At 36.1% G+C, this 16,932-nt stretch carries 8 protein-coding genes; 4 read left to right on the plus strand and 4 right to left on the minus strand.

Annotation, left to right across the window (positions count from 1 at the left end; translation table 11 throughout):
- Positions 1-225: 225 nt before the first annotated feature.
- Positions 226-7,482, plus strand: coding sequence for a C80 family cysteine peptidase (locus tag KDJ85_RS09190; RefSeq protein ID WP_225819394.1), 7,257 nt, complete (start codon positions 226-228; stop codon positions 7,480-7,482).
- A gap of 191 nt (positions 7,483-7,673) precedes the next feature.
- A complete protein-coding gene (locus KDJ85_RS09195) occupies positions 7,674-8,546 on the plus strand; it encodes an ATP-binding protein (protein ID WP_377210613.1) in 873 nt (290 codons plus the stop codon).
- Positions 8,547-8,576: 30 nt separating this feature from the next.
- On the opposite strand, the gene KDJ85_RS09200 is transcribed toward KDJ85_RS09195, so the two are convergent.
- Entirely contained in the window at positions 8,577-9,464 is an 888-nt protein-coding gene (locus KDJ85_RS09200; protein ID WP_225819395.1) for an alpha/beta fold hydrolase, read from the minus strand.
- A 687-nt stretch (positions 9,465-10,151) separates the two neighbouring features.
- On the opposite strand from KDJ85_RS09200, the gene KDJ85_RS09205 reads away from it, so the two are divergent.
- Complete coding sequence (locus KDJ85_RS09205; RefSeq protein WP_225819396.1) at positions 10,152-10,688, plus strand: metallophosphoesterase family protein; 537 nt, start codon at positions 10,152-10,154, stop codon at positions 10,686-10,688.
- Positions 10,689-10,708: 20 nt separating this feature from the next.
- Here KDJ85_RS09205 and KDJ85_RS09210 read toward each other — a convergent pair whose 3' ends face one another.
- The 3 genes from KDJ85_RS09210 to KDJ85_RS09220 form a co-directional block, all read right to left on the minus strand.
- Entirely contained in the window at positions 10,709-11,332 is a 624-nt protein-coding gene (locus KDJ85_RS09210) for a helix-turn-helix transcriptional regulator (RefSeq protein WP_225819397.1), read from the minus strand.
- A gap of 78 nt (positions 11,333-11,410) precedes the next feature.
- The gene (locus tag KDJ85_RS09215; RefSeq protein ID WP_225819398.1) at positions 11,411-12,379 is read right to left on the minus strand and encodes a threo-3-hydroxy-L-aspartate ammonia-lyase; all 969 of its coding nucleotides are present in this window, start codon (positions 12,377-12,379) and stop codon (positions 11,411-11,413) included.
- A 25-nt stretch (positions 12,380-12,404) separates the two neighbouring features.
- Positions 12,405-12,794 carry a RidA family protein gene (locus KDJ85_RS09220; protein ID WP_225819399.1) on the minus strand — a complete coding sequence of 130 codons (390 nt, stop codon included), beginning with the start codon at positions 12,792-12,794 and terminating at the stop codon, positions 12,405-12,407.
- A gap of 390 nt (positions 12,795-13,184) precedes the next feature.
- Here KDJ85_RS09220 and KDJ85_RS09225 point away from each other — a divergent pair, with 390 nt between their 5' ends.
- Complete coding sequence (locus KDJ85_RS09225) at positions 13,185-16,919, plus strand: DUF4132 domain-containing protein (protein ID WP_225819400.1); 3,735 nt, start codon at positions 13,185-13,187, stop codon at positions 16,917-16,919.
- Positions 16,920-16,932 lie beyond the last annotated feature (13 nt).

The raw sequence follows: 16,932 nt of genomic DNA on the forward strand, positions 1-16,932 counted from the left end.
TTTCTTGGTTAAATAGCAAAAAAGTTACTGTACTTGATAGCTTAACAAGAAATAGTATAACTTCTAATAATATTAGAGTTTATCAATTTGATGGCTTTGGTATGTTATTTTTTAGTTAAGTAATTGCATTATTATAATATTCACTCCTAAAAATAAAGAAAAAACGCATTAATAAATTATTGTTTGCTATCTTTAAGATTCCACAACTGAATAAAAGGAATTAAGATGAAAAATAGGGATGTGAATTTTAACAAACCTGATACTAATGTATTAGCAGGGGAGCAATCAGAAAGAACGTCAAATATAGAATCATGGGCTAACCCAATGGACGTGCTTAATCAATTAAAAGCAAAAAATATAGGTATAATACAAGGAGAAAATGATTCTCAATATGAATATAATGTTATTATTCAAGTGGGTGCTGATGATGCAGTAGCAGAATCAATCGCTAAATTAATTCCGAAGTATAATAATAAAGTCATAGTGATACAATTTGATTTAATGAGTTGGCAATGGAAGGTTTTGCATGGTGATATTACAAACAAACCTGAAGGTAAAATACGCTGGATTGCAGTTGGTCATGGTAAATTCCGAGGAGAGAACCAAGAGTCCCTTTTTGAAGGGAGTAATGCAGAGTTTTTTGCGCGTTCTTTAAAATATATCAAAAACAATATATTAAAAGAACATCAGCCAGATAAAATTGTATTAGCAGGTTGTCAATTAGGCCGCGGAGGCCCTAATGAAAACTTTGTATTTCGTAGCGGAGTAGAATTAGCGAAACATGGAATGTATTTACCTATCGTTGGTTATAATCGTGAGATTTCCATAACAAAAGAAAGCAAGAAAAAAATATATATTCCTGGTTTTTTTATTGGAGTGGATTCAACAAAAGCACATCGATTGGAGATACAGGTAAATTCAGATACTCAACACGTTGTTATTAATAATAAAAGTGCATCTTTATATTTTATCGATGAATTAAGAGAGCGTGAATTAGATTTATGGCAATTAATCAAGGATGACTCATCAAAAACCTTCGACATATTTAGAAATAATGATAATACTATCGATATTGAGTTAATAAAAACAATTGCATACAATGATAAAGCTTATGAAATTTTCAAATCAAAAATAGGTGGTAGCCTACATAACTTTAGATCAGAAATTGTGGCAGAATTTAATAGCCTAGGAATTTTAGAGGCACCTTTATGGTCTATGATAGATATTAGTACAGATATTAATAAAAATGTTAATAAAAATACTCTACAACCTGAAGGTTCCACTGTTATTTTTCGTTCAGGTAATGGGGACGGTGGAAAAATGTACGCTGAAAAAATAGCATCATTAGATCCTAATAACACTGTTGTTTTCCAGATAAACCCCAATACAATGCAGTTTTTTATTGAGCATGGAGACGTAGAGAAACTTACTACACAAAAAAATCAACAATGGATTGTTATTGATAATATTCGTGCTGAGTCAGGTTTTATGCAAAATCTAACTAACATAATTAATGTTCTCAAGCACAGGTATCAATTTACCTCCCCTGAAAATATCTCGTTTTATTTCACGGATAAAAAATCATATTTAGACGTAGGGGATAAATTCGAATTTACAAAGCAATTTTCTATAAAATTAAAAGAAAAGGGGATAAATTCAAATATTAATTTAGAAATGCATACTGAAAAAAATCATAAGCTGATGTTTCTTTTGAAAAACATAGCATTAAATAACATTAAAAAAGAAGATGTAAATATAAAACGTTATACATATTTAAAAGATTACTTTAGTTTGGAAGATGGTAGTATTGATTACAATAAAATGAACATCTCAATTTATGACCCAATTGTAAGTAAAAAAATAACGCAATACTTTAACGATACAACTGAATGTGATGATTTTCAAAGATGGAATTCAGTTTTTGAAGATGATAAAAATGTCAGTATTAAACAGCAAGCAATAGAGTTAAAAGAAGTTCTAAAATTTTTAAGTTTACAACCAGAGAAAATAAATTGTTTAAGCAAAGCTTCGATTAATCGCTTGTCTGGATTATTTCCTACAGATAATGGCGTTAATTACGCAAATGTATTAAACGTAGTTAGCAATCCCGAGGTACTAGAAAATTACAATAAAAAAATAGATCATTTTTTAATGAGTTATATAGAGATAAAAACACCATTTGATAACGAAAAATTATTTAATGAAGAATTTAAATATATATTGGATATGGAAGTTAAACAAAACATTATATTTAATAATTTACTTGATATTTCGAAAGGAAATAATCTGAAGGCTACAGCTAGAAAAGTAGAGCCTGCTATTTTTTATGATGATGGCATTAATTTTTTATATATTGCAAGTCACTATGGTATATCAGAAGAGCAAGAGGGTAAAATCAATAATCACCTTAGTGTATTAAAAGAAATAATTCGCAAAGATGCTTTAGATGAAGTGACATGGGATGAAAAATTTTCTCTTAATGAATATAAGAAGCTGTATGAAAAACAGGGGATGAATTTGGCATCTGCCACAAAAAATATTAAAAGCCAAACGCATTCAGCAACAATAAATAATATTGAAAATGACCAAGTTATCTATTTTCAGAGTGACAGCGAAGCTTATATGATATTGAGCTACATGCATGATAATCAATATTATATTTCACTTTCAGATAGTTCTGGCGTAGAAATTACGGTTAATCACAATGATTTAGTCGTCGCTAAGGAGCAGTTTTTAAATATATTTACACGTTTTATTAATCAAGAAATTGAACAGGATAATGGTCAGAAAGTGACTCAGGGAGCATGGGCTGGGTTTAACCATATTATAGGGGAGGATTTATATGGTGAAGTGAGCATTATAAATACCAAATCAAGCCAGTTTCAAAAAGTACGAGATACAATGATCTCAGAGTTAGATTCCATATTTAAATCTGTAGAAATATCAGTGTTCGATGATATTGAGGCGATATTTGGTGAGCAGAGAACGACACTGAAAAAGCTTAGAGACGTGGGAGCAAACATAAATGGAGAACCATTGAACACAAAACATATTCAACAACAAAATTGGCAAGATAACCTTAATTTTGATGAACAGAAACTTAGCTCTAAACTGGCAATGGTAACGAATAACTCAGAAAGTATAGAGTTAATACTCATGCTAAAAAATAGTTTTAGTGAATCAGATTACAAAGATTATATCTCTAATACAACAACAATCCAAAATCAAGCACTTTTAAAAGATCAACTTTCGATTATTTATAATGCGAAAACCAATGAATCAGCAGTATCTAAGGAGACGATTCATAAGTTACAAAAAACAGGAATGAAATTGCCTATTTACAATAGAGCTGTTAATGCTATTGGTCAAAGTATCGGTGGAATAGGGATATTTCAAACAATTAATAGTGTATATCAATTGATCGATGAATTGAATGACTCGAATTTGACAGAACAGGAAAGAGCAGAATTACAAAGGGCTCTTGATCTGGCTTGTGCAAATGCCTTCTTCAATTATGGGGATATGGTATTGCAGCCGATCTTACTTAAGATAGCATATAAGCAGGCTGGGTCATTCAATGCTTCAGGTAAAATTACGGCACGTATTACATTAATATTTAGCTTAATTGGTATGGGGCTAGATGTTTATCAAGCCTGTGAAGCATTTAAGCAGCTCGATAATATGGTTAATTCAAAAGAGCGGCAAGATCTTATAGTGAATGGCTCTTTGTCTATTGCAAACATTGTTGTTGGCGGTATTACAGTCCTTGGGATCTTGATAGGTTCATCCACACTGCCTGTTATTGGGTTGATTGTTGCTGGTGCGTTACTTATTGGTGGAATGGTTTATACAGGTATACGAGCAGTTGAGAAAATTGAAGAGGAATTAGGGGAATCGCTTAAGTGGGATGAAAAAGCCAAAGAGGGTATCAGAGCTGCTCTAGGCTTCAAACCTTCAGATGACATTCTTAACCGTTTTAGTCATAAACAGCATATTGAATTTTATAAGAATATAGATTGGCAGTATAATTTGGAATTTTTCAAAAACAGGTTATTACATCAAGAGTTTGAGGAACATCTACAACTTATTTCAACTCCCATTTTAGATATTAATGATAAATACTACATTAAATATTGGATGGGTAAAAATGTGATTCAGGCACATGTTTTTGTAGGCGATAGCTCAGGTTCAATACTCAGTCATATTGATATTGATGAAGTTGGCCCATGTTATACGTTAGAACAAATAAATTATATTCGAGACAATTTTTCCTATGATAGCAAGAACCATCGATGGGTTAAATCAACATTATCTATGGATCTTAATTACCTAAATTTTAACAGACAGTTTAATTTGATAGATAAAGAAGCACCTTTTTCGTATAAGGAAATAGGAAAAATAGAAACAGACGATATACTCATATTAAATAAAAATTACCGCAGTGAGTTTTTTGATCTTTTTTTGCTTAATGAAAAAATGCAATCTCAATATGCTATATATAGAAATAATAGTTTACTTGAACAATTAAGTATATTATCTAAGGGGGACTTGCGATTTTTTCGTAGTCGAAATAAATATACTAATGTATATCATCCTGATTTTTCTCCAAACGAGAAAATCGGTAACACTGGACATGAGTATATTAGATCACCTAACCTAATATTTAATATTCTAAGGCGAGAAAATAAAGAAATAGTGTATGAAGGCATGCATAACATTGGATATACTTTTGAACCAGAAGCAAGAAGTAAAAATATCAGTTTGAATTTAGGGGCTGGTAAAGATGTAATAATAGGAAAGGAAAATGCAAAAAATGCATTTGTTTTTTCTAGTGGCATAAAATTTTTTGCTGGGGGAAATAAAGATGATGTTGTTAAGATCTCTTTAACAGAAGAACAGTCAGGTCTTATAGAACAAAAAATATATTTTGATGGAGGGGGTGGTGAAAATCGTTTAATTATTAATGGTATACCTGGAAATAGTCGGGTTCAAGTTGATTTAAAAAACAACAGTGGGGAAATATTAATTAATGGTAATCTTATTAACCAATTGCATTTGAGAAACACAAGGAATATAACCTTAAATGGATTGGTTGACTCTGTGTTTGAATTATATGGGGATGATGAAGATAATATATTAGATACAAACGGGGGAGTGAATTTTATCAACGGCGGCGCTGGAAATGACCGAATTTATTTTGATTCAGGAATTGTGACTGGAGATGAAGGTACAGATATTTATTTTTTAAGGAAACATAATGACTTAATAAATGAAAAAACACCAGCTAACAGCTTAGCAGCGACAATTATTGAAAATGATAAAGAAAATAGCGTTGTGTACTTAGGTTACTCATTAAAAAATATTAAAAATGTTGCAGTAGTTAATAATGACATCGTAATCACTTTTAAAATGGACTCTGAAATTGAAGAAAAAACAAATTTCCTTAATCTAACGTTAAAGAATGTCTATACTGGTGAGGTCGGAAGTAGAATGCTAAACCACCATTATCAACTTGTTACAAATGATGGTTTTATATTGACAAGTCAGTTTGATGATAAAGGTTATAATAGCGCTACTATTTTTACTAACAAAATTTATACTGTTAATTATCAGGAAAAATTTGATTCGCTAAATAAGCCTAACCTTCGAGATGTTTATGTTAATACTAATGCAAATATAATTGCAATAGATAACGAAAGTTACTCCCTCGGCACATGGGCAGTTGTTGGTTTTATAGAGAATAACGAGGGGTTTATTTACTGTGGTAGTGATGAAAGCGAAAAAATCATACTGTCTAATTTAAATAATAATGTTATGGTCAGTAAAGGTGATGACACATATCTAGTTGTCACGGATGAATTTCGAAAAGGTAAGCTAGTTTTTGATTTTTTAGATGTTCAGAGTAATTATTCTGAACACGATAGCATGACAATTAAATTAACATCTATTAACGGATTTAATCTTAAGATCGAAAATGGAACTATTTATGAAGAAAATATATTTGGAGATAAAAAGTTCGAGATTGGCTTTATTAATTACAATGAATTAATATTTGACAAAGTGAAAATTTTAGACAAAAACAATAAAATTTTTAGACTCGAATATAATGAGGGAAATATAAAGCTAATAAACTATGAACTTCTTACTCCGACTGATGATTTTGATTATATTAACATTCAGCCTTATCATAATGTTTCAGAAAAAATAATAGATTTGCGTTCAGGGAATGATGTGATATTTGATGAAAGTATGAGTGGGAGTATTATTAATGGCGGGGAGGGTAATGACAAGATCGTTACGGTAAGTGGTGAGAATATATTATATGGTGGTCATGGTGATGATATTTTATATGGCGGTAATAAAAGCGATTTATTACTTTCTGATTTAGGTAATGATAGATTAGATGGAATGATGGGAGATGATTACTACATCGTTGATGGCAACAAAGGTAATGGTGAAACGGTTATTGATGATGTTCTAGGTGTCAGCCGAATTTACTTAATCAATTTTTATCAAGAATTCGAATCAAAAACTATAAACGATAATCTATATTATATCTATACTTCTAAATCTAATGGTCGCAAGGTGAAAATAAAAGTACCTTCGCAAGTTGCAATCGGCTCTATTAGCGTCTATCACTACGAGCAACTACCTAACTCTATGCCGAGCTCTGTTAATGAAAATATGAGCCACCTTGTTCGTTATCTTGCAGAACAAAAAAATTATGCAAAACAAGTAAACCCGTTAATTCCGTATCATCCCTTTGACGAATTTATGTCTAAATTTCACCATAATTTACCTGAGAAAATTTCACTTAACGAGGCAGAGATACGAATTACTTCACAGTCAAATTCACGTCATCGGATTATTCACACTAAGGGACGAGAACAAAAAGTATGGGACTCAAGTGGGCACGGACGCGTTTTTAAAGTAGAAGCAGAAAAAGGTTTGGTATCTATACCAAATGGCAACTTATCTAATAATGTATTGTACGCCAAGCAAAGTGAAACAAACTTATTTGGTGGTGATGGTGATGATGTATTGATAAGCAATGGCGCTAATGGATTATTAGCGGATGAAAAGGGAGAAAATGTATTTATTATCAACGGTGACTTATCTGGTTGGAATTCGATTTATAGTTTGGGTGGGGAAAATACGATTTATCTCGTGAATTTTAAGCAGAATGTTATCAGAGAAGAGCCGGATCATATCAGTAACGCCACTCGCTATATTTATGAATCAGAAAACGGACGTACAGTTAAAATATTTCAATACCCGAATACACAAGCCCCCACAATTGTTCATCAACAATGGGACAACGATAGTCGGTCAGATAACGTGTTGCAAAAATTAGAGTATTTAGTGAACACACTCTCTTCTATCCGCATGCAAGATGAGACACTAAGTACCACGAGTGGTGATTTAAATAACACTTTAGCGACGTGGGAACCCGTAAAACTGGTCAAAAACCATCTAATGTAGGCCATAATATTTTAAATTAATCAATATTTTGGGTATTTAAGCAAGTTTTTTGGCTTGAATCATCTTTGGCGGCAGTAAGTTGCAGTAAACTTACTGCCTGTTTAATGCTAACATTTTCCTATGAATTTTATGTATGCATTTTTTAAAATAATCTTTTGCCATGTAAGGGGGGCCAAGTGATAAAACGTTTTATGAATCTAGAGCTTCCTCCTGAACCCATAATTAATCGCAATTGCGTGAGAAAACGCCTCAAAAATAGCATTTGTGATAACTGTTCTACCAGCTGTCCAGTTAATGCTATCTCATTTAGCCACATGGATGCGAAAATTGATAATGAGCTTTGTTTTCAGTGTGGTAACTGTCTTTTCTCCTGTCCCGTTGACGCCATTGAAAATATTTCGCCTCACGAACGTACATATCAACAAGATTACTTAGTGGTTAACCACGATGAACCTGTCGCAATGACGGAAGAATTGATTGTTTGGCATAAACAATATCAAATTCGGGGTATTCAAATAGCGGAACCCTTGGTTGATAAATGGTTACCAACGATAGCCGCTCTCAATCTTAAGTTAAAAACATTAAAAGAGCCTATTTGGCAACTGCGTATTGAACAACCTCTTGCCGTGGATAGTGGGCGCCGTATGATGCTCTTTCGTCAAAAGTTAGACCAAAAACCCCTGAATAAAGGGCAGGTGAAAACAGGGCTTAATGCAAGGAAACAATTTTATCCAGAAGATAGCTGGTTTAAGATAGAACTTGAAAAGGAAAGTTGTATTTTATGTGGCGCGTGCGCGAAGGTATGTGATGAAAACGCGATACAAATTGGCGATAACCAGTTCGTTTTAGATGAAAAACGTTGTACAGGCTGTATGAGTTGCCAAGTGGTGTGCTTCCCAAAATCGATTCACGTTTATGAGCACACAGCTAAGCATAGCGAGTCCACCGTATTTCATTATTATGATGCACAATGTCATACTTGCCATTTACCCTTTTTTTCGTGGGAAGAGAATGTGCAAACTTGCCCAATATGCTCGCAACATAAAAAGCAGGGGTGGCTATAAAAAAGGTGCTATTTAGAGCACCTTTTTTAGTCAATTTGCTGAATCTAAATGCTCAATCACTAGTTTTGCAATCTGCGGATTAATGGCTGGGGGAGTCTCATGGCCCATACCTTCAATAATGACGATTTTTGCGTTCGAAATATTATCTGCAATATCTTGGCCCGCTTCAACGGGGAATAAAGGGTCAATTGAGCCGTGAATAACTAACGTAGGAACATTAATGTGGCTCAGATGTGGACGCATATCACCAGTTACTGCAACAGCAACAATTTGGCGCTTAGTGCCTTCAGGTGAATAGTTTCGAGCAAGGGCTTGTTGCACATAATCGCGGTAATATTCCTCATCAAATGGGAAACAATTTGAGCTAATACGGCGATAAAAGGCAAGTTGTCCAGCCAGATAACCCTCAAAATCTTCTTTGGGGTTTGCGCCTGAACTCATCAACATTTGCATCACATCAGGGGCACTCTGCGGTAATGTTGGGTTTCCTGTTGAAGACATGATTGGACACAGCGTTAATGTACGTTCAGGGTATTTCGCCGCAAATAATTGAGCAATCATTCCGCCCATTGAACGACCAATTATATGTGTTTTATCAATTGATAAGCTATCTAATAAACGCACAATATCATCCACCATATCAAATAACGTATATGCGATATCGAATGGTTGTCCTCTTTGCATTTTTTGAATCAATTCCCCTAGGTTGATTGGCGGGAAATGATCCATATGAGAAGATAAACCTGCATCACGGTTATCAATTCGGAGAATATAAAAACCTGCGCTAGCGATTTGTTGGCAAAAATCTGTTGTCCAGCTAATGTTGTGACCGCCTAGGCCTGGCACGAGTACAACGGCAGGGTTCTCTGGAGCGCCAAATGCATCATAAAAAAGTGAAATAGGTTGTTTGGTTGTCATTTTTTTTCCACTGAATTGAATGTTGTGCTATTTATGCCGCCTTAGTGTAGCAAATACGAGCCCCAAAAATGGATAAAGGTTGCTAAGAAAGAGAGTGTCGCGGCATTGCTGTAATTTCGCAGAAAATAATACAGTTTATTATCTAACAGGTATACCTCGGCTAAATATTAGCACGATAAGTGAAAAAAACAGTAAAAACAATGCAGTAAGTATGTTTGTGTTTAATGAATGGGTGGAAACAATAAGGCTGCCTAATGCTGACCCAAAAGCTATTCCTCCATTGAAGAATGCTATATACAAGGCGCTTGTAACCTCAATTCGCGAAATGCTATATCCGATCATCCAATTCATTAAGGAAACAGAGACTCCGCCGTATGCCACTCCCCAAAGTGCGATGATAAAATAGCCCCAAAAAATGGTTAATGGCCAATACGCAAATAAAATTAGGCTGATAATTATTAAACTAATTTATATCCAACAAAACGCTATTTGCCGCCAAAAGTGCGTCAATTTTTACAACTTTTTGATGAGTATTGGCAAGGGCGTGCGATTTGGGAGGAAAAGGAGAAACGATAAGGTGATTTTTCAGCCTATTCTGTAAAGCAATTAAAAATCATTGGGATATGATAGCTACCAAGCAATTCGTTGCTTAAAGATAATTTTTAACTATAGATTTTTAGGTTTTATATGATTTACTTTATTTCAGATACCCATTTTTGCCACTCTAATATTATCAACCTGTGTGATCGTCCTTTCAAAAGTACTAGCCACATGAATGATACGTTGATTCATAACTGGAATGCTTATGTAACAGACCATGATGAAATTTATATCTTGGGAGATTTTTTATACAAAGGTAATGGGGCGGATGCGAATAAAATTTTGCGCAGGTTATCAGGCAGAAAATACCTTATTCGTGGTAACCATGACAATTTCTTAGATGATCCTGAGTTTGATACATCACTCTTTGAATGGGTGAAAAGCTATTATGAGTTGGATTATCAAAAGCAAAAATTTGTTTTATTTCACTATCCTATCTTAGAATGGCAAGGTTTTTTTCGTGATGCAATCCATTTATATGGCCATGTGCATAATTCAGGAAAAGACCCAGAACAACGCAAACGCTTAGATATTTTAGGGCCTCGAGCGATGAATGTTGGCGTTGATGTAAATAATTTTTTCCCCATTAGTATTAAAACTATTTTAAAACGTGCAAATGGTTAATTATTTAATAATAAACAAGTCTATTTTTTAGCATACAAATAAACAGAAGCACGTGAAACACCAAGATGCTGTGCAACTGTTTCCATGGATTTTTTGACGTCAAGCAAGCCTTCGCTACGTAAAATTTCAAGGAGGTTTTTTCGTTCTTCTGCTTTTAATGTCCGCGGTGTTGCTGCAAGTGTCGCGGCATATTGATCGATTCTATGACGAATAGCTTCTGAACCATTGGGCTCAATATGTTCTTTGATTGGGCTATTCCCAACCTCAATAAATTGCGACAATACACTTTGCATCCCACGAAATAACGTCATATCTAAATTTAGGCACAAAGCAGCAACATATTCACCATTCTCATTTTTGATACCAATAGAGGTGCTTTTCACTGGGCGTCCATCGGAAAATTGATTGGTATAATTGGCGACAATATTAGGGAAATCAGCAGATTCAATGCGTGCTAAGCCGAGTTCTGTGGTAGGCTCGCCCACTTGTCGACCAGACAAATTATTGTGAATTGATAAGATTGAATGTTCGGGGTTTTTTAAGTCATGAACGACAACCTCACAAAATGGCGCAAAAGTTTCGCTCAGCCCTTTGGCGATCGTTTCGATTTGCGCCAATAATGTATTTTCCTTGGTGCTAGCCATAAAACCCCCTTATCTAAAAGCGTTAATTTATTAATTTTACCCCATTTTTTATCTCGCTAATAGATAAAGGGTGGAGAGTTACTGTGAAACTAATTCAGCAAAGCGATTGATATCGACATTACCACCACTGACAATAATACCGACTCGCTTGCCTTGGAATTGGTCTTTTTGCGCTAACGCAGCAGCATAGGATAGGCAACCCGTTGGTTCAACAACCACTTTCAGGCGCTCTGCATAAAATTTCATTCTGTCAATAAGTTGCTCATCGGTAACAGTAAAAATATCATCGACATTATTTTTAATAATTTCAAATGTATACTGCCCCAAATGTTGGGTCTGCGCACCATCAGCGATGGTTTTTGGTGTATCAATATGGATAATTTTACCTTGGCGGAAAGATTGCTGTGCATCGTTACCGGCTAACGGCTCGACACCATAAACTTGACAGTTAGGGGATAATTGGCGAGCAGCAAGGGCACAGCCAGATAGCAAGCCGCCACCGCCTAAGCAAACGAATAATGCATCCAATTCACCCACCTCTTGGAACAGTTCCATGGCGGATGTGCCTTGCCCGGCAATAATATGGGGATGATCATAAGGTGGAATGATGGTTAAACCCTGTTGTTCTGCGAGTTGCTTGCATAATGCTTCACGGTCTTGCGTGTACCTATCGAAATGCACAACGTTGGCGCCATAACCTTGGGTTGCCGCAACTTTAACAGCAGGTGCGTCGTTTGGCATGAGAATTGTTGCTGGAATATTCAGTAATTGGGCTGCAAGGGCGATACCTTGTGCGTGGTTACCTGAAGAAAAGGCAATTACCCCCGCTTTTTTCTGCTCAGGTGTAAATTGAGCAAGTGCATTGAACGCGCCACGAAATTTAAATGCCCCCATCCGTTGGAAATTTTCGCATTTAAAAAATAGCTCACCACCGAATTCTTTATTGGCTGTTGTTGATGTGAGTACAGGGGTTTTGTGTGCAAAGCCTGCAATGCGTTTAGCTGCTGCTTCAACATCTCGATAAGTTGGTAAAGTTAAATCCGTCATTTTATACCTCGTTGAAATTTTTGAATTAGCTTAAAACCGCAGTCGCTTCAATTTCGAGTGCAGCATTAAAGTGAAGCTCAGAAACACCTGCAACAGCGCGAGCAGGGCGAAAATTACCTATCCACGCTGCATAAATTTGATTAAATTCCTGCCAATCATTCATATCAGCTATATAAACACGCACTTGGACTAAATTTGCTTTTGTCACATTGGCGGCTGACAAGCAAGCCTCAAGGTTTTTTAATACTAATTCAGCCTGAACTTTAAAGGGGACATCAGTGATTGCTTGCCCTGAAGCATCGACGGGTAATTGACCCGAAATAAACACAAACCCATTAGTGCTAACACAATGAGAATAGTGGCCTCGTGGCGGGAGTAGCGTAGGGGCATTGATATATTGAATTGACTGGCTCATAGCAACCTCTAACTTGACAGAAAAGCAAATATTAGACATTTAGTCTATTATTGTATTATATGTACAGTCAACCTGTTTTTGAAGAAAAAAACATCAATGTTTTAATGTCAATATGAGAAAAAATACAGAACAATTTACAGTTAAGTTTTTTGCGGATTGTTAGCTGTGCTGTTGATTATGAATATTTTTGCTTGGTAATTCGCCACTCATTTATTTAATAAAAGCGAATTTTTTAGTGAAAGAAATTGCAAAAAATAGAATGAATGAAATTAAAAAACGTACACAATGAAAGGGAGTTATCTTAAATAAAAGTGATTAAGAATAATCAAATTGTGACGATAAAAATAAAATGGTAAGAAGTTGTTATATAAAAACTTTTAGGGATACAACATGGCGAAGTTCACGTTTGACATACTTTCTATTTTTGGGAAAAAAAGCAGTAAAGTGGCTGAGCAATATATTCAAGAAGCAGTTTTACCATTATCGGTATTGGATAATTCATTACCCAAAATGGTGGTTGAATATGTGCTGGAAGGGAAATCACCAGAAGTATTGGTAAAACTAAGCCAATTAGATACTGAAAAAGCCGTTATTTTATTAGACAAACCAGGCACTATAGATTGGTGGTGGGGCGGTAATAATTTTAATACAGGCCAATATAATAAAGTGATCCGTCAAGGGAGCAATGCCCGCCATAAACTGTATTCCAAAGTCGGCGATGGTGTGAGTGCAGAACAAGTTGCGCGCTTTGCCAAAGTATTAGCCGCTGCATGCCAAGATATCAATATTAAAGTGCTGACATCCGAATTACCGTCGTGGGTAAGTTATTTAGTCGGCGATGTATTTTCCAAAACCTTCGACAATTCTCGTGATGAAAAATTAGATCACCGTAAGCATTGGAATGTGGAATTGTTGGCTGAGATTATTAGCAAAGAAACTGATATGCCAGCCAGCTCTGTTTTGTATATTATCTTCGATAGACAACATTTGTCGGATTACCACTATGAGAACTTAAACCGCTTGTTTGTTCTTCCAGGTTTTAAAGAATATTTAATTGCACAACAAGATTTTATTAAGCAGACATTGATTAGTAATTTGTCTGCTGCAGGGCAAGTGCAGTTAATCAATGTATTGAAAAAAGATGAAGCACTATATTCGGTGTTTGCAGATTGTTTAGTGACATTTGCAACCAGTTCATTAAAAACCGTACGCAGTGCTGCAGAACCTACACTGTCTATTCTACCTGATGAATCAGTCAAACTATATTTGACCAAAGTGCTAACAGACGGAACACCAAAGCAGCGCACACAAGCCGCGGATTTATTTGCCCGAATTGGTAAGGATAGGGACGTTCTCGAAGCTGCATTACAAACGGAAACCAACAAAACGGTATTGAAAAGTATTGAAAGTGCCATTTCTCGCTTCTCAGTGATGGATAGTGCTAGTGAAATTGAAGAAACTGAGCTGCCAGCGCTTGTTGAACTAGAAGACACCCCACTACCGGAGAGTGCAAAAGATATCTTAATCAATAACTTCAATGAGATGCTGCAAAAAGCCAAAGAAAATGCAGAGAATGAAATTGAAGAGAATAAAAAGCAAAAGCACACATACAACTGGGCACAGCGTCATTATAAAGAATTCCAAAAACTGGATGCGAAAACCTGCGCAAAAATTATTGATAAGTTGAACTCAGGTAAAGAGGTGATTACTGACCATGAATACAATGTGGTGAAATTTAAAGAGCGTATTAATAATCTCCCGGAGTTTACGTTATTTCATGCATTACGTCTGATTAGTCATAACCGCACGGGAATGGATCATTTTTCTCATTATTACCTGACCCGTGAAGTTCCACCACGTATTATCGGCCAAATTGAATTACGTCAATTAGAGCAAGTATTAACTCATTGCCATTATCAACAGGCTCACCGCTTGATTGCTGATTTTTGTTTGCGTTCATACAATGATGGCTTAAAACTGTTTAATCAACCGCAGCAAGTTTGGCCATTTTTTACGCAATACCCTGATTTTATCGCCGAAGCATTAGGGTTAATTCCGCAGCAAGCAAAACAACGCTATTACCAAGAATATGATGCTTCAAGTGGTATAGAAGTATTAGCGATGTTACCAACTATTCCTGCGCGCTTTATTCCACGGATTATGGAACTCGCATTAGGAGAGAATAAAACGCATCGTTTAAGTGCACAAAAATTACTCGAAACATTGCCAAATATTCATGTTAATGCAGCAGAAGGTTTAGACTCAGGTAAACAAGAAATCCGTGTGACTGCTATTGAATGGTTAGCACGTCTTAAACACCCTGATTCGTTAAAACCGCTATATGCGTTATTGAAAAAAGAAAAACGTGAAATTGTCCGTGCCGCACTATTAACAGCGTTGGAACAATTTGGAGAAGACATTTCTGGTTATTTATCGCCAAAAGTCCTATTAGCCGAAGCGCAAAAAGGGCTTAAGGGTAAAGCGCCAGCAAGCATGTCTTGGTTTAATTTAGATTCTTTACCTGCACTGACTTGGCAAAATAATAAACCTGTCGATGGGGAAATTATTCGCTGGTGGGTTATTTTAGCGGTGAAATTAAAGATGCCAGCAGGTAACGGTTTATTACAGCGTTATATCAGTTTGTTATCAGTGGATAGCCAGCGTAAGCTCGGCAGCTTTATTCTCAATAGCTTTATTGCTCAAGATACCGCAGGCCCATCGCTAGAAATGGCAATGGCAGAAGCAGAACGTGATGCACCACAGCGTTTAACCAACTACCAAGATTGGGTAAAACGTTGGCCTGAGTATTACAGTCAGTATGAAAATTACACCCTTGAGCAGTGTATTAATGACATTAAAAATGAAGTGCTTCGCCGTTACTTAGGGTCAGCAATTACCGACAAAGGCATGCTAGCGCTCATTTGTGGTATTGAAGGGCATATTGCAGTCACCGCGCTACGTAATTATATGCGTGATCATTATCAGCGCCGCGCACAGATTGAAGCCATGATTGATGCGGTAGCAACCAGCAATGATCCGCTAATTATTCAATTGTTGCTCTCACTTTCACGCCGTTATCGTACCGCCTCTGTACAGGAAAAAGCGCGTGGTTTAGTCGCTCAAATTGCGGAGCGTAATGGTTGGAGTGCCGATGAACTTGCTGACCGAACGATTCCTACCGCAGGTATGGATGAAACGGGGGTACTTGCCCTTGAGTATGGCGATCGTACTTTTACTGCCAAACTGGATGCCCAGCAAAAATTGGTATTGTTTAACCCAGAAGGAAAAGAAATCAAAGCATTACCTGCAGCACGTAAAACGGATAATGAAGAGCTGATTAAAGAATCGAAAAAATTACTGAGTTCTAGTAAGAAAGAACTTAAGCAAGTAATTGATCTACAAACTGCACGTTTGTACGAAGCAATGTGTGCGGAGCGTTTGTGGAGCACGCAAGACTGGCAAGAATATATACAAGCTCACCCAATTATGCGCGGTTTGATTGAAAGACTCGTCTGGATGGAAATGGACAATGATAAGGTTATCAATGTATTCCGTCCTTCTGATGATGGTAGCTTGCTGAACCTTGACGATGATGAAATCGAGCTGAGCGCAGGGGCATCAATTAAATTGGCCCATGCCGCATTGGTTTCGGAAGATGAGCGAAAAGGTTGGATAGCCCATTTTAAAGATTACAAAGTGAAATTTTTGTTCTCGCAAATGGAACACAAAATCCCTGAATTAGACCTCGCACTCACTGAAATCGAAGATCGCAAAGGTTGGCTGACAGATACCTATACGTTACGTGGTGTACTCACCAAAATGGGGTATCAGCGTGGCCAAGCGGAGGATGGTGGTAGCTTTATGCATTACTCCAAACACTACGCTAGCCTAGGTTTCTACGTTTACATTGAGTTCAGCGGCAGTTATGTTCCAGAAGAAAATATTCCTGCGGTCTTGTACACCTTAAGTTTTGAAAGTGGGCAACAAAGCTCATGGAATCGCAGTTATATAGAGTTAAAAGATATCCCACCAATTTTATTAGCTGAAAGCTATGCGGATTACTTAAAAGTGGCTGACGCCTGTGCTGGATTTGACCCTGAGTGGGAAAAGAAAACACCTTGGTAATTAGGGTTTAATA

The organism is Providencia vermicola, from assembly GCF_020381325.1.
In the GTDB taxonomy this organism is placed as follows: domain Bacteria; phylum Pseudomonadota; class Gammaproteobacteria; order Enterobacterales; family Enterobacteriaceae; genus Providencia; species Providencia vermicola.

Excerpts from the sequence above, each read along its gene's own strand:
- KDJ85_RS09190 (WP_225819394.1), top strand. The coding sequence starts at position 226 with ATGAAAAATAGGGATGTGAATTTTAACAAACCTGATACTAATGTATTA.
- KDJ85_RS09195 (WP_377210613.1), top strand. The coding sequence starts at position 7,674 with ATGAATCTAGAGCTTCCTCCTGAACCCATAATTAATCGCAATTGCGTG.
- KDJ85_RS09200 (WP_225819395.1), bottom strand. The coding sequence starts at position 9,464 with ATGACAACCAAACAACCTATTTCACTTTTTTATGATGCATTTGGCGCT.
- KDJ85_RS09205 (WP_225819396.1), top strand. The coding sequence starts at position 10,152 with ATGATTTACTTTATTTCAGATACCCATTTTTGCCACTCTAATATTATC.
- KDJ85_RS09210 (WP_225819397.1), bottom strand. The coding sequence starts at position 11,332 with ATGGCTAGCACCAAGGAAAATACATTATTGGCGCAAATCGAAACGATC.
- KDJ85_RS09215 (WP_225819398.1), bottom strand. The coding sequence starts at position 12,379 with ATGACGGATTTAACTTTACCAACTTATCGAGATGTTGAAGCAGCAGCT.
- KDJ85_RS09220 (WP_225819399.1), bottom strand. The coding sequence starts at position 12,794 with ATGAGCCAGTCAATTCAATATATCAATGCCCCTACGCTACTCCCGCCA.
- KDJ85_RS09225 (WP_225819400.1), top strand. The coding sequence starts at position 13,185 with ATGGCGAAGTTCACGTTTGACATACTTTCTATTTTTGGGAAAAAAAGC.